Source organism: Solidesulfovibrio carbinolicus (genome assembly GCF_004135975.1).
Taxonomy (GTDB): domain Bacteria; phylum Desulfobacterota; class Desulfovibrionia; order Desulfovibrionales; family Desulfovibrionaceae; genus Solidesulfovibrio; species Solidesulfovibrio carbinolicus.
The window spans coordinates 2,834,280-2,854,935 of the sequence record NZ_CP026538.1 but is presented as its reverse complement, the minus strand read 5'-3'; the positions used below and the strand labels follow the sequence as shown (position 1 = coordinate 2,854,935).

Annotated in this window: 19 protein-coding genes; 11 read left to right on the top strand and 8 right to left on the bottom strand. The window is 65.2% G+C overall.

All coding sequences use genetic code 11. The features are described from left to right. The first annotated feature begins 494 nt into the window (after window positions 1–494). Window positions 495–1,766, top strand: a complete 1,272-nt coding sequence (gene ltrA / locus C3Y92_RS12805) for a group II intron reverse transcriptase/maturase (RefSeq protein WP_207213993.1) — start codon at window positions 495–497, stop codon at window positions 1,764–1,766. Between the two features lie 97 nt (window positions 1,767–1,863). Here the strand turns inward: ltrA and C3Y92_RS12800 are convergent, their stop codons facing one another. From C3Y92_RS12800 to C3Y92_RS12780, 5 genes are all read right to left on the bottom strand, one after another. After that, window positions 1,864–3,126, bottom strand: coding sequence for an ABC transporter permease (locus C3Y92_RS12800; RefSeq protein ID WP_129353113.1), 1,263 nt, complete (start codon window positions 3,124–3,126; stop codon window positions 1,864–1,866). Further along, the gene (locus C3Y92_RS12795) at window positions 3,104–3,808 is read right to left on the bottom strand and encodes an ABC transporter ATP-binding protein (protein ID WP_129353111.1); all 705 of its coding nucleotides are present in this window, start codon (window positions 3,806–3,808) and stop codon (window positions 3,104–3,106) included. Before C3Y92_RS12795 ends, C3Y92_RS12800 begins: the two co-directional genes overlap by 23 nt. Further along, complete coding sequence (locus tag C3Y92_RS12790; RefSeq protein WP_129353109.1) at window positions 3,805–5,073, bottom strand: efflux RND transporter periplasmic adaptor subunit; 1,269 nt, start codon at window positions 5,071–5,073, stop codon at window positions 3,805–3,807. Before C3Y92_RS12790 ends, C3Y92_RS12795 begins: the two co-directional genes overlap by 4 nt. A 140-nt stretch (window positions 5,074–5,213) precedes the next feature. Beyond that, window positions 5,214–5,711, bottom strand: a complete 498-nt coding sequence (locus C3Y92_RS12785; RefSeq protein ID WP_129353107.1) for a hypothetical protein — start codon at window positions 5,709–5,711, stop codon at window positions 5,214–5,216. Between the two features lie 93 nt (window positions 5,712–5,804). Beyond that, on the bottom strand, window positions 5,805–7,169 hold the full coding sequence (locus C3Y92_RS12780) for a phosphomannomutase/phosphoglucomutase (protein WP_129353105.1): 1,365 nt from the start codon (window positions 7,167–7,169) through the stop codon (window positions 5,805–5,807). Between the two features lie 80 nt (window positions 7,170–7,249). Here C3Y92_RS12780 and hflK point away from each other — a divergent pair, with 80 nt between their 5' ends. Together hflK and hflC are read left to right on the top strand one after the other, a co-directional pair. Continuing rightward, complete coding sequence (gene hflK / locus C3Y92_RS12775) at window positions 7,250–8,362, top strand: FtsH protease activity modulator HflK (protein WP_129353103.1); 1,113 nt, start codon at window positions 7,250–7,252, stop codon at window positions 8,360–8,362. After that, entirely contained in the window at window positions 8,359–9,207 is an 849-nt protein-coding gene (gene hflC, locus C3Y92_RS12770; protein ID WP_129353101.1) for a protease modulator HflC, read from the top strand. Before hflK ends, hflC begins: the two co-directional genes overlap by 4 nt. 335 nt (window positions 9,208–9,542) lie before the next feature. Here hflC and C3Y92_RS12765 read toward each other — a convergent pair whose 3' ends face one another. Continuing rightward, window positions 9,543–9,944: a response regulator gene (locus C3Y92_RS12765; protein ID WP_129353099.1), complete on the bottom strand. Its 402-nt coding sequence runs from the start codon at window positions 9,942–9,944 to the stop codon at window positions 9,543–9,545. Between the two features lie 239 nt (window positions 9,945–10,183). Between C3Y92_RS12765 and C3Y92_RS12760 the strand changes: the two genes are divergently transcribed. Beyond that, window positions 10,184–10,966 (top strand): nitroreductase family protein, encoded by a 783-nt coding sequence (locus tag C3Y92_RS12760; RefSeq protein ID WP_129353097.1) that lies wholly within the window; start codon window positions 10,184–10,186, stop codon window positions 10,964–10,966. 124 nt (window positions 10,967–11,090) lie between these two features. Here C3Y92_RS12760 and C3Y92_RS12755 read toward each other — a convergent pair whose 3' ends face one another. Further along, complete coding sequence (locus C3Y92_RS12755) at window positions 11,091–13,106, bottom strand: SpoIIE family protein phosphatase (RefSeq protein WP_165352112.1); 2,016 nt, start codon at window positions 13,104–13,106, stop codon at window positions 11,091–11,093. 239 nt (window positions 13,107–13,345) lie between these two features. Here C3Y92_RS12755 and rpsF point away from each other — a divergent pair, with 239 nt between their 5' ends. The 7 genes from rpsF to thrC all read left to right on the top strand — a co-directional run bounded on the left by rpsF (window position 13,346) and on the right by thrC (window position 19,435). Further along, window positions 13,346–13,654, top strand: coding sequence for a 30S ribosomal protein S6 (rpsF, locus tag C3Y92_RS12750; protein ID WP_006921087.1), 309 nt, complete (start codon window positions 13,346–13,348; stop codon window positions 13,652–13,654). Window positions 13,655–13,656: 2 nt separating this feature from the next. Then, a complete protein-coding gene (gene rpsR, locus C3Y92_RS12745; protein WP_006921086.1) occupies window positions 13,657–13,914 on the top strand; it encodes a 30S ribosomal protein S18 in 258 nt (85 codons plus the stop codon). 12 nt (window positions 13,915–13,926) lie between these two features. Then, window positions 13,927–14,460, top strand: coding sequence for a 50S ribosomal protein L9 (gene rplI, locus C3Y92_RS12740; RefSeq protein WP_129353093.1), 534 nt, complete (start codon window positions 13,927–13,929; stop codon window positions 14,458–14,460). Then, window positions 14,432–15,886 carry a replicative DNA helicase gene (gene dnaB, locus C3Y92_RS12735; protein ID WP_129353091.1) on the top strand — a complete coding sequence of 485 codons (1,455 nt, stop codon included), beginning with the start codon at window positions 14,432–14,434 and terminating at the stop codon, window positions 15,884–15,886. The genes rplI and dnaB overlap by 29 nt, the downstream gene beginning before the upstream one ends. A gap of 177 nt (window positions 15,887–16,063) precedes the next feature. Then, on the top strand, window positions 16,064–17,365 hold the full coding sequence (locus C3Y92_RS12730; protein ID WP_129353089.1) for a phenylacetate--CoA ligase family protein: 1,302 nt from the start codon (window positions 16,064–16,066) through the stop codon (window positions 17,363–17,365). Next, window positions 17,362–17,868, top strand: coding sequence for a DUF456 domain-containing protein (locus C3Y92_RS12725; RefSeq protein ID WP_129353087.1), 507 nt, complete (start codon window positions 17,362–17,364; stop codon window positions 17,866–17,868). The genes C3Y92_RS12730 and C3Y92_RS12725 overlap by 4 nt, the downstream gene beginning before the upstream one ends. A 115-nt stretch (window positions 17,869–17,983) precedes the next feature. Continuing rightward, the gene (gene thrC / locus C3Y92_RS12720) at window positions 17,984–19,435 is read left to right on the top strand and encodes a threonine synthase (protein WP_129353085.1); all 1,452 of its coding nucleotides are present in this window, start codon (window positions 17,984–17,986) and stop codon (window positions 19,433–19,435) included. A 561-nt stretch (window positions 19,436–19,996) separates the two neighbouring features. On the opposite strand, the gene C3Y92_RS12715 is transcribed toward thrC, so the two are convergent. Next, window positions 19,997–20,563, bottom strand: a complete 567-nt coding sequence (locus C3Y92_RS12715; RefSeq protein ID WP_129353083.1) for a hypothetical protein — start codon at window positions 20,561–20,563, stop codon at window positions 19,997–19,999. Window positions 20,564–20,656 lie beyond the last annotated feature (93 nt).

The window sequence follows — 20,656 nt, the reverse complement described above, 5'->3', positions numbered from 1 at the left end:
GCCGAGCATGCGCGTCAGCTTGGAGGTGCAAGTCCTCTATCCAGCCTGATGGAGGCGAAGGATTAGCGAAGGGCAAGGGCGTCGTCGTGAGGCGGGGTCTGAAGGAAGCCTGGAGCAAAACCGCGACCCGATGAACAAGAACCGGATACGAGGCAGTCATGGGCGGACGAGCGGGCATGAGATCGCGAAGTCCCTATCCATCAAGGCCCATGGCTGTATATCCGGCGGGTGTGCGGGGAAGGCGGACGTGCTTACCTCGGGAGGTCCGCGCCATGTCCCGGAATCGAGACTGAGGCGGCAGCAATGCCGCCTGATCGTGGCGCGGAAGTCAGCAGAGGCCATAGTAGGCGCAAGCCGAAGGGCCAAACGGCAAGGAGCGGTAAGTAGGCCCTATGTCTCATGGCGTTTTGCGGCGGAATACCGGTAGACCGGCCTTGGCGGGTGAAAGCAGGGGTGAAGCCCCGAGGATGCCTGTTGGAGGGACCGAAACGTCCATGGCGGCACAGGAAACCGAAAGCCCGGCGTCAACCAGGCACTTGATGGAAGCGGTCTGCGAGAGGGCAAACCTCCGGGAGGCGCTCAAGCGAGTCAAGGGCAACAAGGGCAGTGCGGGGATCGACGGCATGACCGTGGATCAGCTTACGGACTACCTCAAGGAGCACTGGCCGGACATCAGGCAACGGCTTCTCACGGGCGCGTACCGGCCCAGCCCGGTGAACCGGGTGGAGATTCCCAAGCCGGATGGCGGCAAACGCAAGCTCGGCATTCCCACCGTACTCGACCGATTCGTGCAACAGGCGGTGATGCAGGTTTTGCAGCGCCTGTTGGATCCCTCCTTCTCCGAGCACAGCTACGGCTTCCGGCCCCGGCGCTCGGCCCATCAGGCGGTGCGCCAGGCCCAGGAGCACATCGCTCGGGGCTTGCGCTTCGTGGTGGACATCGACCTGGAGAAGTTCTTCGACCGGGTCAACCACGACATCCTGATGGGGCTTTTGGCCAAGCGGCTGGAAGACAAACGCATGCTCCGGCTCATCCGTGCGTTCCTGAACGCGGGGGTGATGGAGAGAGGGCTCGTAGGCCCGACGGACGAAGGGACGCCGCAAGGCGGTCCCCTTTCGCCGCTGTTGTCGAACATCGTGCTCGACGTCTTGGACCGGGAACTTGAGAGACGCGGCCACCGCTTTGTGCGCTACGCGGATGATTGCAATATCTACGTGCGCAGTAGGCGGGCCGGAGAGCGGACAATGCACAGCATCAGCCGTTTTCTGGAAAAGCGCCTCAAGCTCAAGGTGAACGCAGGGAAAAGTGCGGTGGACAGGCCAGCCCGGCGGAAGTTTCTCGGAGTCAGCTTTACGGCCGGAAGTGAGCCGCGACGGCGGATAGCGCCGCAGGCGATCAAGCGGTTCAAAGGCAGAATCCGTGAACTGTCCGGTACGGGACGGAGTATCGAAACGACGGTGGAACGTCTATCGGTCTACCTGCGCGGCTGGATCGGGTACTTTGGATTCTGCCAGGCGAAATCAGTGCTCAAAGGCCTGGACTCATGGCTCAGGCGTCGCTTGCGATGCGTGTTGTGGCGGCAGTGGAAACGGGGGCGGAAGCGGTTTGCTGAACTGAGGTCAAGGGGCGTAGGTAAAGACCTTGCCGCTCAAACGGCCGGAAGTCCTCTCGGACCTTGGCATATCAGCCGAAGCCCGGCCCTGAGCATCGCTCTGCCCAACAGCTATTTTGCCTCACTCGGACTGCCAACCCTAGGTGCCAGGTGAACGCTTAACTTGCCGAACCGCCGTGTACGGACCCGTATGCACGGTGGTGTGGGAGGAGGGGAGCCGCAAGGCTCCCCCCTATCCCGATGGTGGCCGGCTATTCGCCGCCGCCGCGCAGGGCTTCGATGGGGTCGAGACCGGCCGCCTTGCGGGCCGGGCGCAGGCCGAAGGCCAGGGCGATGGCCAGGGCGGCGGCCAGGGACAGGACAAAGATCTTGGGCGACAGGCGCAGCTCCAACATTCCCAGGCGCGACAGGGATTCGCCCAGGCCCACGCCGAGTCCCACGCCGAGGATGGCCCCGGCCAGGGTCAGGTAGACGGCCTCGGACAGAAACTGGATGAGGATGGCCCCGGAGGTGGCCCCCACGGCCTTGCGCAGCCCGATCTCCACGCGCCGTTCGCTGACGCCCAGAAACATGAGGTTGGCCAGCACGAAACCGCCGACCAGGATGGCCACCCCGGCCGTGACCCCGAGAAAGGCCACCAGCCCGCCGGTAAACGCCGTAAGAAACTTGAGAATTTCGCTGGCCGACATGATGGTGAAGTCGTCGGGGATGGTCGGTCCGAGCTTGTGTTCATGGCGCAGCAGGGCGCGCAGGTTTTCCATGTGGACCCCGATGAGGTCCGGGTCATGGAAGCGCACCCGCAGGCCCCGGAAGTAGTTGCGGTCCAGGTTGAAGCGCTGGGTCAGGGTGGAGATGGGCATGATGAGGCGGTCGTCCACGGACACGTCCGAGCCGCCGCCGGTAAAGCCCCGGTAGGACAGCCGCCCGACGATCTGCACGGGCAGGTTCTTGACCATGACGGTGCGGCCGATGGGCGAGGCGTCGCCGAAAAGGGCCTTGGCCGGGGCGTCGCCGATAAGCGCCACCTTGGCTCCTCGGGCGATGTCCTCTTCGGACAGGTCGCGGCCTTCGGACAGGGGCCAGTTCCAGGTGGCGGCGTAATTCTCGGTGGCTCCGACCACGGTGGGGGCCTCATGGTTCTTGTTGCCGTAGCGCAGGGTCACGGCCCGCACCGAGCGCATGGGCAGCACAGCGTAGGCTCCGGGCAAGGAGCGGGCAATGGCCCGGGCATCGGACCAGGTGAGGGTGTTTGTGCGCTGGCCCACGGGTCGGTTCTCGATGTCGCCGCCAAGGACCAGCACCGCGTCCGGGCCGAAGAAATCGACGATTTCCAGGGCCTTTCGCCGCGCGCCGTCCACCGAGGCGACGATGACGGTGAGCGCCGCGATACCCATGGCCACGGCCGCCACGACAAAAAGGCTGCGCGCCTTGTGGGCGAGCAGGGCCAGGCCGGCCATGCCCTGCAGCCGCCACAGCAGGCGCGGATAGCGGCTAAGAACGCGCCACACGGCCATCGGTCACGACAATCTGGCGGCGGGCGTAGGCGGCGGTGTCCGGGTCGTGGGTGACGACGATGACCGTCTTGCCGGCGTCGCGGTTGATGGCGGCGAGGAGTTCCATGATTTCGCGGCTGGTGCCGGAATCGAGCTGGCCGGTGGGTTCGTCGGCCAGGATGAGGTCGGGATTGTTGATGAGCGACCGGGCCAGGGCCACGCGCTGCTGCTGGCCGCCGGAGAGCTGGGAAGGCTTGTGCCGGGCCTGGGCGGTCAGCCCGACCTTTTCCAGGAGTTCATGCGCCCGCCGGGTCAGTGCGGCCCGGGGGGCGTCGCTGTAGAGCCCCGGGAGCAGCACGTTGTCCAGGGCGGTGGCGTAGGGAATGAGATAAAAGCTCTGGAAGACGAAGCCGATGGCCTGGTTTCGCAGATGGGACAGGGCGTCGTCGGACAGCGTGCCGGTCTCCCGGCCGCGCAGCCGGTAGCTGCCGGAGGTGGGGCGGTCGAGCAGGCCCAGGATGTGGAGCAGGGTGGACTTGCCCGAACCTGACGGCCCCATGATGGCCGCGAATTCGCCGGCCGCGATGTCGAGGGTCACCCCGGAAAGCACCGTGTTGGTCGCGCCGCCCATGACGTAGCCTCGGGTGACGTCGGTCAGGCGGATAAGGGGCTCGCCCTGGCCGGGGGGCGTCTGTCCGGTCATCGGCCGCCGCCGGGACGGTTGGCCTTGGGGGCGTTTATCGTCGGCGCGGCCAGTCCCGGCAGCACGATCTGGGTGGCCACTTTCTCGCCCGGGGCGAGGCCTTCCAGTATCTCGGTTTCGTTAAGCCCTTCCAGACCGAGCTTGGGCTGTACCTCGCGCACGCCACCGCCTTCGGCCACGGCGAAGACCACCTGCTTGTCGCCGATCCATTTGAGCGCCGCGTTGGGAATGACCAGCACGCCCTTTTTCTCCTGCACCACGATCTGGCACTGGGTGGTCATTTCCGGCCGCAGCTTGGTGGATTCGGCCGGGTCCAGGCGCACCAGGGCCTGGTAGTAGACGATGTTGTCGCGGATTTCGGGCTGGGGGTAGATCTGGTTGACGCTGCCCTTGAAGGTCGTGCCCGGGTAGGCGTCCACCCGAAATTCCACGGCCATGCCGGCCTTGACCTGGCCGACGTCGGTCTCGTCCACGTAGATCCACATTTCCAGGCGGCTGGGGTCAAGGACGGTGATGAGGTTGGCCACCTGCAAACCGGCCACCACGGTCTCGCCGGCCTGGGAGGTGACCAGAGCCACCACGCCGTCAATGGGGCTGACGATGCGGGTGTAGGAAATCTTGGTGTTGGCCGAGTCGATGACCGCCTGGGCCTCGTCCCTGGCCCGCTGGGCCTTGATGAGCTCTTTTTCGAATTCGGTGCGCACCCGCACCAGCGAGGCCTCCCGGGCCAGGACCTCGTTTTGGCTGACCAGATTGTCGCGGCGGGCGGCGTCCAGAACGTCGCGGGCCACGAGTTCCTTGCGGAAAAGCTCGTCCTGGCGCTTGAGGGTGGAGGCGGCGTAGTCGTACTTGGCTTGGGACAGGCGCAGTTCGGCCTCGGCTTCGGCGATGCGGCGGGGGTAGACGGTCTCGACCTGGGACAGCTCGGCATTGGCTCGGGCCAGCCTGGCTTCGGCTTCATCAAGCTGGGAGCGCAACTCCCGGGAGTCGATGACGGCGATGAGCTGGTCGCGCTTGACCTCGTCGCCGACCTTGACGTTCATTTCCTTGATCGTCCCTGTGGCTCGGGCGCCGATCTTGACGATGGCCCCGACCTGGGCCTTGATGATGCCCGTGGCCTCCAGCACCTTGCGCACGTTGCCCAGGCTGGCCTCGGCCGTGGCGATGACCCGGGGCGGCTCGGGTTTTTTGGTGTAGTGTTTGTAGCCGAAGTAGCCCCCGGCGGTGAGGAGGGCGAGCAGGAAAAGCCATTTGAATATGCGCATGCGGTGGTGTCCGGTGGTCTGGTTTCACCGTCCTATAGCCCCAATCGCGCCCGGGAGCAAATGGCGAGGCGAGCTTGGCCCCTTGGCAGGGAGTATTCCGGCGCGTCCTTGCCATGCCGCATTTTTCAACGGCCGGGCCGCTAGGGCAGCATCTTCTTCCAGAACGAGCGGTCATCCTTGGGCGGTCCGGGTTTGACCCGGTTTTTTTCCTCCTTGCACTCGGCGATGGCGAAGATCTCGGTCTTGCCTCCGGCGCAGGCCACGTAGATCTTGACAAAGTAACTGTTGCCGCCGTGCAGCAGGCGGTATTCCAGCAGTTTCTTGCCGCCGGGAGCCTCGGACACCAAATCGGGCGGTCCGTTTTTGGCCGTGAATTCCGCCACGGCTCCGGCCACGTCGCAGCGCTCCAGCACCTCCTTGGACGGGCTGATGGAGAAGCTGTCCTTGTAGATGCAGCTGTTTTCCAACACGTTTTTGCCGCCGGGATTGGTCCCGCTTTTGACGTAGGGCGTGTGGGCCAGCAGTTCGCCCAGGGCGGCGTTTGGCCGGTAGTCCTGGGCCAGGGCTCGGATTGGGGCTGTCCAGGCGGCCAGAGCCACGAGAACGGCCAGCAGGCGGGGCGGGAAGGCGTGTCGCATGTCTCCTCCGGGGCGTTGACGGGGAGTCGCCGGACGGCCGGGCCGGGTTGCGGCCGGCCGTCCGGCGGACACGGGCATGATCGGGGCGCGACCCTAGGAAAGCTCCTTGATCCAGGCCGCCACCGGTTCCTCGATGAGACGGCGGATTTCGTCCAGGCGCGTCTCGTTCTCGGCCTCGAAACGCACCACCAGGGCCGGCTGGGTATTGGAGGCGCGCAGCAGTCCCCAACCGTCCGGGAAGGTCAGGCGCACACCGTCCACGTCGATGACGTCGTAACCATTGGTAAAGTGCCGTTTGGCCTTGTCCACCACCGCGAACTTGATGGCGTCGGGGCAATCGACGCGGATTTCCGGCGTGTTGACCGTGGCCGGCCAGTCGGCCAGCATCTCGGACAGGGGCGTGGACGAGGCGGACACGATCTCGGCCAGCCGGGCGGCGGCGTAGATGGCATCGTCGAAACCGTAGTAGCGGTCGGCGAAAAACATGTGGCCGCTCATCTCGCCGGCCAGGATGGCCCCGGTTTCGCGCATTTTGGATTTGATGAGCGAATGGCCGGTGGCGGCCATGAGGGGATCGCCGCCGTGGGCGGCGATGTCTTTATAGAGCAGATGGCTGCACTTGACCTCGCCGATGACCGTGGCCCCGGGGTGGTTTTGGAGCACGGCCCGGGCGTAGATGGCCAGGAGCTGGTCGCCGTAGAGCAGCCGGCCGGTGTTGTCCACCACGCCGATGCGGTCGGCGTCGCCGTCAAGGCCCACGCCGAAATCCGCGCCCTCGGCCACGACCCGGGCGGCCAGATCGGCGATGTTTTTGTGGATGACCGGGTCGGGGTGGTGGTTGGGGAAGCGGCCGTCGGGCTCGCAGTAGAGGGGCGTGACCCGGGCCCCGGCCTGGCGCAGCACGTCGCAGCAGACAAGCCCTCCGGCCCCGTTGCCGCCGTCCACCACCACCGAGACGGTCCGGGGCAGCACCATCTGCTCGGCCACGTGTTCGATGTACGACGGCTTGATGTCGTGCTCGCACACGATGCCCGCGCCCGAGGGAAATTCCCCGGCGGCCATGATGTCGTAGATTTCCCGGATGTCGTCGGTGTGGATGGTGGTTTCCCCGGACCAGATTTTGAAACCGTTGAATTCCGACGGGTTGTGGCTGGCCGTCACCACCGCGCCGGCCCGGCGGCCCAGGGCCTTGACGGCGTAGTAGAAAACGGGGCTGGGGACCATGCCCAGGCAGACCACGTCCAGGCCGCAGGAGGCCAGTCCGGCGGCCAGCTGGGCCTGGTAGCCCGGCGAGGTCAGACGGCAGTCGTGGCCGACCACGGCCTGGCTGTGGCCCCGGCGCAGGAAAAATGTCCCCAATGCCCGGCCAAGGCGTTCCACCCACTCCTGGTCGAAGTCGGCATCGACGATTCCCCTGATGTCATAGGCCCGAAACGGCGCGGGTGTGATCGGCTTCATGCGGTCTCCTGTGCGCGAAGGTAAGTTTTACGTCCGGCCGTCCCTTGACCTGCCCCCATGTTGTCCCCTATTCGTTCAGGATGAACTGGGATTGGGACAAGCTCTCGGAGCAAAAACGCCGCCAGGGATCTCCGATTCCGGACCCTGGACGGCTTGGCGAGGACCTGGCCGACAGATTGTCGGATATGAAAAAACGGCTGCCTGGCGGCCCCAAAATCATCATCGGCGTCCTGGCGCTCTTGTGGGCGGCCAGCGGCATCTACATCGTGGAACCCGACGAAGCCGGCGTGGTGCAGCGCTTTGGCGCTTACGCCTATTCCACCGGACCGGGGCCGCACTACCATTTACCGTTTCCCATCGAGACCGTAAAGACCCCGAAGGTTTCCCAGGTGCGCCGGGTGGAAGTGGGCTTCCGTTCCTCCTCCCGCGACGGCATGACCACGCAGTCCCGGGCCGTGCCCGAGGAATCGCTCATGCTGACCGGGGATGAAAACATCGTCGATGTGCAGTTTATCGTCCAGTATCAAATCAGCAACCCCGTGGACTACCTCTTCAAGGTGGACCGGCCGGACGAAACCGTCAAAAGCGCGGCCGAGGCGGCCATGCGCGAGGTCATCGGCGACGCCAAGATCGACACCGTGCTCACCTCGGGAAAGGTCACGGTCCAAGACGACACCAAACGCGTGCTTCAGGCCATGCTTCAGCTGTACAACTGCGGCGTGGAAGTGGTGGCTGTGCAGCTTCAGGACGTGCATCCACCCAAACAGGTGGTGGACGCCTTCAAGGACGTGGCCAGCGCCCGGGAAGACAAGATCCGCTTCATCAACGAGGCCGACGCCTATTCCAACGACATCCTGCCCAAGGCCCGGGGCCGTTCGGCGGCCATCATCAACGAGGCCGGGGCTTACCGGGAGCAGGTCATCCGCCGGGCCAAGGGCGGCGCGGACCGTTTCACGGCCCTTCGCACCGAATACGACAAGGCCCCGGCCGTGACCCGGCAGCGCCTTTTCATCGAAGGCATGGAAACGCTTTTGGCCAACCCCGAGCTGGACAAGCTCATCATGAGCGACGAGGCGGCCCGGCAGGCCGTGCCCTATCTGCCCCTGGAAGCGGTAAGGCCCGGACACAAGGCCCCTGAAACCACGGCCGCCCCGTCCGCGGGACCGGCCAAGGCCAAGGGAGGCGCTCAGTGAAAACGTCGCTTGTCATTGGGATCGTGGTCGCCTTTTTGGTGGCTGTGGCCGTTTCCCAATCCCTCTACGTGGTGGACCAGACCGAAACGGCCATCGTGCTGCAGCTCGGCAAGCCCGTGGCCGGCCCCATCAAGCCGGGCCTGCACTTCAAGCTGCCCTTTGTGCAAAACGTGGTCTACTTCGACGCCCGGCTCATGGAATACGACGCCAAAACGGCCGAAGTGCTGACCCTGGACAAGAAAAATTTGGTGGTCGACAACTACGCCCGCTGGCGCATCACCGACCCCTTGCAGTTCTACCGGACCTTGCGCACCCTGTCCCGGGCCACGGCCCGCCTGGACGACATCATCTACGCCGAGCTGCGCGTGGCCCTGGGCCAGTATACGCTGCTCGACGTCGTTTCCACCAAGCGCGACGTCATCATGGGCGAGGTGACCACCAAGTCCTCGCGGCTGCTGTCGCCCTACGGCATCGAAGTGGTGGACGTGCGCATCAAGCGCACCGACCTGCCGCCGGAAAACGCCCAGGCCATCTACGGGCGGATGCAGGCCGAGCGCGAGCGCCAGGCCAAGCTCTACCGGTCCGAGGGCTGGGAAGAAATGGAGAAGATCAAGTCGGGCGCCGACAAGGAACGGGCCGTGCTTTTGGCCGAAGCCGAGCGCCAGGCCGAGGTGCTGCGCGGCCAGGGCGACGCCGAGGCCGCCGCCGTGTGGGCCGAGGCCGTGAGCAAGTCCCCGGACTTTTTCGGTTTCACCCGCAGCCTGGAAGCCTACCGCAAGGCCTTCGCCAAAAACAGCCGGCTCTTTTTGACGCCGGACAGCCCCTTCCTCAAATATCTGCGCTGACCATCAAGGGACGGCTGATGCAACTCTCACGCCCGGCGGGACCATGGTCCTGCCGGGCATTTTTTATCGGGGGTCCAGGAAGACTTCTGAGAACCTGGGCGGGCCTGGGACACGCCGCCGCAAACCGCCTGGAGGCTTCGTTGGTACGGCCTTGTCACGCCACTTGAAGAAAGGCGAGAAGATGAACGAAAACCACTGGTTTCACCTCTTGACCGCGAAACGCGCCTGAATGCGGCACGAAGCGGGAGACGGAGCAATGGCACAGCCGCGCCAAAGGCGAAGATTGCGGCCGCCGCTTGGGAGCGACGGAAGGCAAGGCGTTCCCGGGATAGTTCTTAGGACGGCAGCAAGCCGAGGACCGAGAGCTTGTCCAGGAGTTGGGAACGGTTGGCCGGCTTGATGAGATAGGCCGCGACCTGGCCGTCAAACAGGGCGTTTAAGGTGTTGGCTTCGTCATCCATGGAGGTGACCATGACCGCCTTGGCCCGTTCGGATGGCGGCAGGCAGGCGGTTTCCTCGGTCTCGCGGATCTGCGCCAACGTTTCGTGGCCGTCCATATGGGGCATGATGATGTCGAGAAAAACCACGTCAAAGGGCTGGCCTTCGACAATGGCTTCGGCCACGGCCGACACGGCCGAAGCGCCCGACTCGCACAGCACGCAGTCGGCCAAGCCCCCCAGATGGGCCGCCAGCACTTGCCGGCTGGCCGGATCGTCGTCCACTACCAAAGCACGCATGAAGCCTCCCCATTACGACTTTGCCAGACATACGTCGAAGAGCAAAAAGATTCAAGAAAAAAACCCGTTATGTCGTTACCGGCAGGGACGCCGCCGTTGCCCCGACAGCCTGCCGGTACGGTACCCCGCAGGGTATCACGCTACTTTTCCGTGCCTGCTTGCAAAACCGCCCAAGGGGCATACCCTGGCTCCATCCTGGCGCTGCGCTGACCAAGCGGGCGCTTTCCCGGAGGTACGCCATGCCATTTTTGACCCTGGATAACGAGCGGTGCAACGCCGACGGCCTGTGCGCCGTCGTCTGCCCCAGTGGCTGCCTGGAAGCCGGCGCCGACGGCCGGCCCGTGGTCGCCGAAGAAAAACTGTGCATCGCCTGCGGCCACTGCGTGGCCGTGTGCCCCAAATCCGCCCTGACCATCAGCCGGGTCGATCCGGCGGCCATGACCAAGACCCTGCGCCACTGGCCCGACCCCGAGATCGTGGACGGCATGTTGCGCGGCCGCCGCTCTATTCGGGCCTATAAGAACATGCCCGTGGCCCGCGAAACCATGGAAACGCTCCTCGACGTGGCCCGCTTTGCCCCCACCGCCTCCAATGCCCAGGAAGTGGGCTGGTGCGTCACCGTCGATCCGGCCAAGGTCCACGACCTGGCGGCCAAGACCGCCACGTATTTCGCCGCCGCCGGCACGCGACCCAAATATTCGGCCATGTGGACCGAAGGCCGCGACGCTTTCCTTCGCGGCGCGCCGGCTCTGGCCGTGGCCTATGCCCCGGCCGACGCTCCCTACGGCGCGGCAGACTGCGGCATCGCGCTCACCTTCATGGAGCTGGCCGCCGTGGCCCGGGGCCTGGGAACCTGCTGGGCCGGACTGCTCGTGCGGGCCGCCCGCAACGACGCCGCCCTGGCCAAGGCCCTGGGCATACCCCAAGGCTGCGTCATCGAAGGCGGACTCATGCTCGGCTACCCGGCCCTGCGCTACGCCGCCGTGCCGCCCCGCAATGCGGTAAGGGCAAAATGGTTGTAGATCTTTGTAATAAAAGAAGAAGATGAAGATGCCTCCGGCGGCCAGGAGGGGCTCAGCCCCTCCTGGACCTCCCGACATGGGGAGGAGGAGGGGGGGGCTGGGCTGGTCGTGACGGGGCGAGCAATCAGATGGGCAGGGCTTTGATGGCGACCACGGTGATGTCGTCGTCCCGGGGCGCGCCGGCCTGAAAAGCGGCTACGTCGGCATGGATGGCCGCCACCAGCTCGGCCGCCGTGCCGCCGGCATGGCGGCGGATCACTTCGCGCAGCCGGTCCTTGCCGTACATGGCGTCCCCGGCGTCGCGGGCCTCCCAGATGCCGTCGGTGCCAAGAAGCAGCACCTGCCCAGGCGTCAGCCCCGGGCAGCTCTGTTCGGCGTAGACATGGTCCGGCAGGACGCCCAGGGGCAGGCCAGGGCCGAGCAATTCGATGAAATCATCGGTAGCCGGGTCGTAGACCATGGCTGGATCGTGGCCGGCCCGAGCCCAGGTCAGCCGACCGTAAGGGGCCAGCCCCCCGCCCTCCAGACGCAGGAAATACAGCGTGATGAAGCGCCCGGAATCGGCCGTGTCCTGCCACAGCAGCGCGTTGGCCAGGGTGAGCAGCTCCGCCGGGCCGCAGCCGACCCCTTGCCCGCCGCGCAGCAGCGCCCGGCCCGTGGCCATGAACAGCGCCGCCGCGATGCCATGCCCGGTGGCGTCGCCCACAATGACGTCGCAGCCGCCGTGGGGAGCCTTGGCAAAGCTGAGATAGTCGAAGTAGTCGCCGCCGGTTTCGTCGCAAAAAATCGTCGCCCCGGCCATGTCCAGGCCCGGCAGATGGGGCGGGGCCTTGGGCAGCAGATTTTGCTGCACTTCCTTGGCTAAAAGCATGTCCTGCTTGAGCCGCATCCGCTCGGCGAGTTTCGGGGCCATGGCGTTAAACGCCGCCGCAAGCTGCCCCAGTTCATCGCGGCCGCCCACCGGAGCCCGGGCGTCGAGGTCGCCCTCGGCCAGCTTGCCGGCCGCCGCAGTCAGTCCGGTCAGCGGCCGGGTCACGGCCCTGGACCCGAAAAAGGCCAGGAGCACGGCCGCGCCGGCTCCAAGCAGCGTGATGCCCGCCACTACCGCCATCATGGCCTTGGTGCGTTTCAGGATGGCCGATTCGGCCGAATCGGCCTGATGCAACACGGCCTGCCTGGGCACCAGCACCAGGAGTCCGGCCGGGGCCTCGGTAAAGGGGCGCAGGGCGGCGAAATAGTCCTCGCCGTCCACGGACAGGGCCACCAACGCCGGTTTATGGGACTGCATGGCCGCGACCAGGGCGGCCTGGCCATCGGCGTTGTCGATGGCCAGCGGCATCGGCGTCAACGGCGTTTTCCAGCCCAGGGCCGGGTCCAGGAAGTCGCGATTGCCGATGAGTTCCAGCCGGCCCGCTTCCAGGCGCACGAAGGAAGCCCGCACCCCGTCGCCCCAGCGGCGCGACAGATCGCTTTCCGGCAACAGCGCCTCCAGGGGCGCATCGACGCCGGCTACGCCGAGAATCTGTCCCTCACGGCCGCGCACCGTACCGGAAACCGTGGCCGTCAGGCGGCCCGTGGCGGCATCGACCAGAATGGTCCAGACGAGGTGGTCCGTGTGCATGGCCGCCTGGAACCAGGGCCGGGCGCGGGCGTCGAAGCCGGCCGGCATGGGGCCATGGCTCGGGGCGGTGGCCATGACGCCGTCGGGCAGGGCGACGTAGGCCCACAGCAGGTTGCCGCCAAGCCGGGCTTGTAGTGTGGCAAACGTCGGAGCCAGGCGGAGCAGAGGCGCGCCGGACGACCGGACCTGGGCCTCATCCACCCCGGACGGAGCGCTGATGGACGGCGCAAGTCCCGGTTCAGCGGGCTGGACTGGCGATTCCAAAATCCGGGCCGCGTCCGTGGCGAGCATGGTTTGGCCCAGTTCGAGCAAAAGCCGGTTGTCGCCCACGTCCTCGCCGATAAGGTCCACCATGAGCGCCAATTCGGCTTCGGCGGCATGCTTGAAGGACTGGGCGGCCCGGGTCGCCAGTTCGTCGCCCAGAAGCCGGGCCTCGCGCAGGGCGTAGTAGCTGACGGCAACCAGGGGCGGTAGCACCAGGGCAAGCAGGATGATGAGCAGTTTGGCGCGGATGCGCATGGCTACCTCGGCCGCCCGGCAAGGGCGCTTGGCGCGGACGCGCCGTGGGATTATGTAGACGGGGCCGGTCGCCTTGGCAAGGCGGCGTTTTCGGGGGCAAGACCGTCGGCGTCGCGGCCGTTGTCTTCGCGCCTGGGGCTTGACAAAAGCGGGGTGGGCGACTAACGACTCCCCTTCGCCTTGCTCTTCCCGGAGGACAGCCGTCCCGGAGGAAGGGCCATGGACCAAAAGGAGGAACCATGCGGAAGTACGAAGCCTTGTTGCTGCTCTCCCCGGAGCTGGCGACGGACAATCGGCAGGAGATCGTCGAGAACCTCAAGGGTGTTCTCGAACGCCAGGGAACCACCATGCTCAGCGTTGACGAGTGGGGCATGAAGGATCTGGCCTATCCGGTGCAGAAAAAGACCCGCGGCCACTACACCCGTTTTGAATTCGCCGCCCCGGCCACGGCCATCGCCGAATTCGAACGCATTGTGCGCATCACCGACGGCGTCATGAAGTTCATCACCGTCAAGCTTGCCGACAAATACGTGCCTGAGGGAGCCTAGCCATGGCCTTTAAGAAAAAGTTCACCCCGAAAAAGAAGTTCTGCCGTTTTTGCGCCAACAAGAACCTGCCCGTTGATTACAAGCGTCCGGACATCCTGAAGGATTTCATCACGGATCGCGGCAAGATCATCGCCCGGCGCATCACCGGCACCTGCGCTAAGTGCCAGCGTCGCCTGACCCTTGAGATCAAGCGCGCCCGCCAGATGGCCCTCTTGTACTACACGGCCACGCACAGCGCCGAACACCTGAAGAAGATGTAAGGTAGGGAAGCCATGGAACTCATTTTGCGCGCGGACGTGGAAAATCTGGGCCGCCTTGGCGATAAAGTCTCGGTCAAGCCCGGTTACGGCCGCAACTATCTGATCCCCCAGGGCCTGGCCATGTTGGCCACGCCAGCCAATCTGCGCCGTTTCGAAAACGAGAGCAAGAAGCTCCAGGCCAAGCGTGACGCCCTGATCGCCGACGCCAAGGGCCTGGCCGACCGTCTGGCCGAAATCGCCATCATCATTGAAGTGCGCGTGGGCGAAGGCGCCAAGCTGTACGGCTCCGTCACCACCGCCATCATCGCCGATAAGCTGGCCGAACTCGGTTTCGACATCGACCGCAAGAAGATCGTTCTGGCCGAACCCATCCGGTCCCTTGGCCACTACGATGTGCCCGTGAAGCTCCTGCCCGAGCTGCGCGGTTCCGTGAAGGTCTCGGTGGTGCGCCAGGGCGGCCCCGAGGATGAAGAAATCGCCGAAGCCGCTCCGGTGGCCGAAGCCCGGGCCGAAGCCGATGGAAACTCCACGGAAGAAACCGCGTAACGCCAGAGCCGCCGGCTCGGGAAGCGGCGAACCGCTGACCGGGCAGGCCCTGGAGCGGGTCTCTTCCGACGTCCTGCGAAAAGTTCCCCCCCAGAACCTCGAAGCCGAACAGTCGGTTTTGGGGGGGATTCTCCTCAAAAACGCCACGCTTTTCAATCTCGTCGACGTCATCGGCGAGGACGATTTCTATTCCCCGGCCCACCGCTTCATCTATCAGGCCATCCTTGATCTGGCCCGGCGCAACGCCCCGGTGGACCTCGTGTCCCTGGCCGAAGCCCTGCGCGCCTCGGGCAAGCTCGACGAGGTCGGCGGCCCGGCCTATCTGGCCGAACTGGCCTCGGCCACGGTCTCGGCCGCCAACGCCGCCCACCACGCTGAGATCGTCCGCGAAAAGTCCGTCCAGCGCCGGCTCATCAGCACCGCCGTGGACATCATCAGCAGCTGCTACGAAGGGGCCCAGACCACCGAACAGCTTCTGGATGCCTCCGAGCAGGCCATTTTTTCCATCGCCGACTCCAAGGCCACCAAGGGGCTCAAGTCCTCCAAGGACATCATCCACAACGTGTTCGAGCAGATCGAACAGCGCATGGAGAACAAGGAACTCGTCACCGGCGTGGCCTCGGGCTACTACCAGTTCGACGAGATGACCGCCGGTCTCCAGCCCTCCGATCTCATCATCGTGGCCGGCCGGCCGTCCATGGGCAAGACCGCCTTTGCCATGAACGTGGCCATGCGCGCCGCCGCCATGTCGGCCATTCCCACGGCCGTTTTTTCGCTGGAAATGTCCATGGAGCAGATCATGCAGCGCATGCTGTGCTGCTGGGGCAAGGTCGATCTGGCCAAGCTGCGCCGGGCGCGGCTTGACGACGAGGACTGGTCGCGGCTCTACGACGCGGCCAATCATCTGTCCGCCTCGCCCATTTTCGTGGACGACACCCCGGCCATCACCACCATGGACCTGCGCGCCCGCTGCCGCCGCCTCAAGGCCGAGCACGGCCTGGGGCTCATCATGGTGGACTACCTCCAGCTCATGCGCGCCTCGCGCCACATCGACTCCCGCGAGCAGGAAATTTCCGACATCTCCCGCAGCTTAAAAGCCCTGGCCAAGGAGCTGCACGTGCCGGTGGTGGCCCTGTCCCAGCTCAACCGCAAGGTCGAGGAGCGCGCCGACAAACGCCCCATGATGTCCGACCTGCGCGAATCCGGGGCCATCGAACAGGACGCCGACGTCATCATCTTTCTCTACCGAGCCGCCGCCTATAAGAAAAAAGAAGAGCTCACCCCCGAGGACAACGTGGCCGAGGTCATCATCGGCAAGCAGCGAAACGGCCCCACGGGCATGGTGAAGCTGCTGTTCCTCAAGGAATCCACGGCGTTTGAGAACCTCTCCGACATCCCGCCCCCGTCCGAATTCGGCATGGGCTGAGTCTTTTCTCCTCCCGCGCCCCTTGAACCCGTGCCCTGCCGGGGGTATAGCCTCGAAGGCACAACACAAGTCACTTAACCCTCCCGTGGAAAGTTTTTAGGGGAGGAGGGGTGTGGGGAGGGACCCCCTTTTTTCAAAAAGGGGGTCCCTCCCCACATTCGCCAGCAAGGAGATGTCGTGGATTGCTACGATGCCGCCGAGGCCCTTTCCCGGCCCGAGATCGCCCAACTGCAGATCGGCCGGCTGCGCCGTTCCCTGGCCCAGGCAGCCCAATCGCCGTTTTACGCCCGCCGTTTTGCCGAGGTCGGGTTTGATCCCGAATCCGTCCATTCCCTGGACGACGTGGGCCGCATCCCCTTTACCACCAAGCAAGACCTGCGCGACAGCTACCCCGACGCCATGTTGGCCCTGCCGCACAGCGAGATGGTGCGGATGCACGCCTCCTCCGGCACCACCGGCACGCCGACGGTCATCTACCACACCCAGAAGGACCTGGACTGGTGGGCTTCGCTCATGGCCCGCTGCATGTACATGGTTGGGCTGAGGCGCACCGACGTTTTTCAGAACATGTCCGGCTACGGGCTTTTCACCGGCGGCCTTGGCATCCACTACGGCGCGGAAAAGCTCGGCTGTCTGACCATCCCGGCCGGAGCCGGCAACAGCCACCGCCAGATCAAGCTCCTCACCGACTTCAAGGTCACGGGCATCCACATCATTCCGTCCTATGCCCTGTATCTGCATTCCATCTTCGCCGAGATCGGCGTCGATCCCCGCGACCTGCCCCTGCGCGTCGCCCTGGTCGGGGCCGAGCCCTACACCGAAGAAGCCCGGGGACGCCTCCAGGAGCTCTACGGCATCAAGGCCTACAACTCCTACGGCCTGTCCGAAATGAACGGGCCGGGCGTGGCCTTTGAGTGCCAGGAGCAAAACGGCATGCACGTCTGGGAGGACGCCTACCTGGCCGAGATCGTCGATCCGGCCACGGGCGAACCGGTGGCCGAGGGCGAACTCGGCGAACTGGTCATGACCACCCTTGGCCGTGAAGGCATGCCCGTCATCCGCTACCGCACCCGGGACATGACCCGTTTCCTGCCCGGACAGTGCCCCTGCGGTCGGGCCCATCGCCGCATCGACCGCTTGCACGGGCGCTGCGACGACATGCTCATCATAAAGGGCGTCAACATCTTCCCCATGCAGATCGAGCGGGTGCTCATGGCCATGCCCGAGGTGGGCCAGGACTACCAGATCGTGCTGGAGCGCGACGGCTACATCGATAACATCCGGGTACGAGTGGAAATCCGCGACGAGTTCTTCGTCGAGGACATGCGCCAGCTCGGGGCCTTGCAAAAACGCATCGCCGCCCGGCTTCGCGACGAGATCCTGGTCACGCCCAAGGTGGAGCTGGTGGAGCGCAACAGCTTGCCCAAGACCGAGGGCAAGGCCTCGCGGGTGGTGGACAAGCGGGAGAGCGGGGCGTGAGCCTTGTCGCCCTGGCCGTTTTCCTCCTGGTCCTGCTCGGCTGCCTGACGCTCCACGTCTTTGGCCTGCCGGGCAACTGGGCGCTTCTGGGCCTGGTCATCCTGTGGGATGTGTTCCACCCGGAACTGCATCTGGGATTTGGGTTTTACGCCCTGCTCGTGTGCGTGGCCCTGGCCGGCGAGGCGGTGGAACTCTTTGCCCAGCTTTTCGGGGCCAAACGCTACGGGGCCAGCGGCAAGGGCAATCTGGGCGGCTTTCTGGGCGCTTTTGGCGGGGCGCTGTGCGGCGCGCCGTTTTTCCTGGGCCTCGGAGCCCTTTTCGGGGCCGTTGCCGGGGCGTTTTTCGGCTGCTATATGTTCGAGCGGCTGCATGGCCGCGACGACGCCGAGGCCCGGCGCGCCGCCCTGGGCGCCCTGTACGGCAAGGTCTTTGGCCTCACGGCCAAGGTGGCCTGCGGCGTCGTCATGTGGACGGCCAGCGCCCGGGAACTCTGGCCGGCCTGAGGCCGACCGCCGGTTCGGCCATTGTTGCAGGTGACCAAAAGATCGTTTTTGCGAAGCATTACGTCCTAACGGCCTTCCGCTCCGAAGGGGAAGCGGATAAAGCGCAGGGAGCGCCATGATTACGACGAGCGATTTTCCCAAATACCGGGGCAAGATGGAGTACGTCTGCCTGGGCTGCCAGGCCCGGTTCGACATTCGCGAACTCTACTACACCTGCCCCCACTGCGGCGGCGTGTTCCTGCTTGAGGACACCACCTTCGACAGCCTGCTTGAATACCCGGCCAGCTACTGGCAGGGCCTTTTCGACAAGCGCGCCTCTTCGCGTTCCACGGCCCTGCGCGGCGTGCTGCGGTTTTATGAGCTCATGGCCCCGGTCATGGAGGAACAGGACATCGTCTACCTGGGCGAGGGCCATACGCCCATCGTTAGCGCCAACGCCGCCCTGACCGAGATGGTCGGCGTACCGTTTGCCTATAAAAACGACGGCCAAAACCCCAGCGCCTCCTTCAAGGACCGGGGCATGGCCTGCGCGTTCAGCTATTTGAAGCATCTCGTGCGGGTCAACGGCTGGGATTCGGTCCTGACCGTGTGCGCCTCCACCGGCGACACCTCGGCCGCCGCCGCGCTCTACGCCGCCTATGTCGGCGGCCCCATCAAGTCCGTGGTCATCCTGCCCAAGGGCAAGGTGACGCCCCAGCAACTGGCCCAGCCCCTGGGCAGCGGGGCCACGGTCATCGAAGTGCCCGGCGTCTTCGACGACTGCATGAAGGTCGTCGAGCATCTGGCCGACAACTACCGCGTGGCGCTGCTCAATTCCAAAAACGCCTGGCGCATCCTCGGCCAGGAATCCTACGCCTTCGAAGTGGCCCAGTGGTACGGCTGGGACACCTACCGCAAATGCGTGTTCGTGCCCATCGGCAACGCCGGCAACGTCACGGCCATCATGGGCGGCTTTTTAAAGCTCAAAAAGCTCGGCATCATCCGCTCCCTGCCGCGCATCTTCGGCGTGCAGTCCCACCACGCCGACCCGGTCTTCCAGTATTACGACGAGGCCGATCCGGCCAAACGCGAGTTTAGGGCCGTGCCCGTCACCCCCAGCGCCGCCCAGGCGGCCATGATCGGCAACCCGGTGTCGTTTCCGCGCGTGGCCCATTTCGCCAAGGAATACGAAAAGATCGGCGGCCCCGGCAGCTTCCAGGTGGTGCAGGTCACCGAGCAGGCCATCGTCGAAGGCATGCTTCTGGCCAACCGCCACGGCCACATCAGTTGCACCCAGGGCGGCGAATGCCTGGCCGGCCTGCAAAAGGCCAAGGAACTCGGGCTTATCGAAGCCTCCGAAGAGGCCATCCTCGACGCCACCGCCCACCACCTCAAATTCATCGGCTTCCAGGAAATGTACTTTGAGGACAGCTTCCCCGCCGCCTACGGCGTCAAGGCCGACTCCAAGTACGTCAACCGGCCGCGCTCCATCATGACCGACGCCGACAAGGCGGCGCTGACTCCCGAAGACTACACCGCCAAGGCCGCCTCGGCCATTGTCGAAAGCTTGGGCTTGGCGCGTAAATGATGAGAACGTAAGAAGAAGATGCCTCCGGCGGCCGGGAGGGGGTTACCCCCTCCCGGACCCTCCCAGTTAGGGGGCGCGTTTTTCGCCAGGTTCCTCCTGGCGAAAAACGCGCCCCCAAACAGGAAGATTCCAGGAAGAACGAGCAGGAACCGTTTGTCGCCCTGCGGCGCAGCCGCCCCCTTTCCCCATGCGGGGGGTCCGGGGGCCTCAGGCCCCCGGCCGCCGGAGGCATATCTTCTCCCCGCAACATAACGCCGGCCTGGAGAGGGGACCTTCTCCAGGCCGGCGTCGGTATTGGCGGCCGGCGGCATGGCGGGAACCGGCTGGCGCTGGCGGGCGGGAGGAGGACGGTTGCCCGTTCGCCAGCGTGGGAAGATCGTTGGTTATGTGTTCATGACGTGGCCCGGACCACACCCGACCAAACCATCGGCAGACGTCAAAACCCCCTTGAACATTTTCCCATGATGGGGGTCTGGGGGCCTAAGGCCCCCAGCGGAGAGGTCCAGGAGAGGCAGCGCCTCTCCTGGCCGCCGGAGGCTCTTCCCTCTTCTCTCCTTGCCGCTACGCGGCGCGACGCGTGGCAGCGGCGAGTTCGCGGGCGGCGGCGGCGGGCACGATGAGCGGCGTGCGGAAGGTGAAGCCTTCGCTTTCGCCCCAGACGGCTTCATCGGCCGGCCGGCCGTCGTAGCAGACGTCGTCGATGACGAGGTAGTCGGCCACGCCGAGGATGGCGTCCCAGCGCTGGACGAAAAATTCGAAGCGGCTCATGTCGTAGTCGGTGACGTTGCGCCAGGTCCAGGTGCGCGAGCAGGCCTCGTCGTCGTAGCCGAGCAGGCACAGGCTCTTTTCCGGGCTCTCCAGGAAGGGCCGCTGGGTGAGCATGGCGGCCGAAGCACTCATGCGGGAGACGTCGAAAGCAATGCAAGCGCCGTCAAGGGCGGCTTCGATGCGCGCATCGGCGGTCAGGCGCATGCCGCAGGTGTTGTTGCTGTTGGCGCGCCACCACTCGATGGAGTTGGTCTTGTAGAGATTGTCGCCGAGCATGCAGACGCGGGCGGCGGTTTCGACGTTCACCGGATGCAGGGCCAGATCGCAGCAGACGCCGGAGATGGTCAGGGTCAGGTTCATATGGGGACTCCTTGGGAGATGATTTCGGGTGATGCAGTGCTTGCCCGTTTGATTGAGAAAAAAAGCACTTTTCATGCCGAATATTTTTATCTT

Bases quoted from the DNA above. Each gene is read 5' to 3' on its own strand.
- ltrA (WP_207213993.1), top strand. From the start codon at position 495: ATGGCGGCACAGGAAACCGAAAGCCCGGCGTCAACCAGGCACTTGATG.
- C3Y92_RS12800 (WP_129353113.1), bottom strand. From the start codon at position 3,126: ATGGCCGTGTGGCGCGTTCTTAGCCGCTATCCGCGCCTGCTGTGGCGG.
- C3Y92_RS12795 (WP_129353111.1), bottom strand. From the start codon at position 3,808: ATGACCGGACAGACGCCCCCCGGCCAGGGCGAGCCCCTTATCCGCCTG.
- C3Y92_RS12790 (WP_129353109.1), bottom strand. From the start codon at position 5,073: ATGCGCATATTCAAATGGCTTTTCCTGCTCGCCCTCCTCACCGCCGGG.
- C3Y92_RS12785 (WP_129353107.1), bottom strand. From the start codon at position 5,711: ATGCGACACGCCTTCCCGCCCCGCCTGCTGGCCGTTCTCGTGGCTCTG.
- C3Y92_RS12780 (WP_129353105.1), bottom strand. From the start codon at position 7,169: ATGAAGCCGATCACACCCGCGCCGTTTCGGGCCTATGACATCAGGGGA.
- hflK (WP_129353103.1), top strand. From the start codon at position 7,250: ATGAACTGGGATTGGGACAAGCTCTCGGAGCAAAAACGCCGCCAGGGA.
- C3Y92_RS12765 (WP_129353099.1), bottom strand. From the start codon at position 9,944: ATGCGTGCTTTGGTAGTGGACGACGATCCGGCCAGCCGGCAAGTGCTG.
- C3Y92_RS12760 (WP_129353097.1), top strand. From the start codon at position 10,184: ATGCCATTTTTGACCCTGGATAACGAGCGGTGCAACGCCGACGGCCTG.
- C3Y92_RS12755 (WP_165352112.1), bottom strand. From the start codon at position 13,106: ATGCGCATCCGCGCCAAACTGCTCATCATCCTGCTTGCCCTGGTGCTA.
- rpsF (WP_006921087.1), top strand. From the start codon at position 13,346: ATGCGGAAGTACGAAGCCTTGTTGCTGCTCTCCCCGGAGCTGGCGACG.
- rpsR (WP_006921086.1), top strand. From the start codon at position 13,657: ATGGCCTTTAAGAAAAAGTTCACCCCGAAAAAGAAGTTCTGCCGTTTT.
- rplI (WP_129353093.1), top strand. From the start codon at position 13,927: ATGGAACTCATTTTGCGCGCGGACGTGGAAAATCTGGGCCGCCTTGGC.
- dnaB (WP_129353091.1), top strand. From the start codon at position 14,432: ATGGAAACTCCACGGAAGAAACCGCGTAACGCCAGAGCCGCCGGCTCG.
- thrC (WP_129353085.1), top strand. From the start codon at position 17,984: ATGATTACGACGAGCGATTTTCCCAAATACCGGGGCAAGATGGAGTAC.
- C3Y92_RS12715 (WP_129353083.1), bottom strand. From the start codon at position 20,563: ATGAACCTGACCCTGACCATCTCCGGCGTCTGCTGCGATCTGGCCCTG.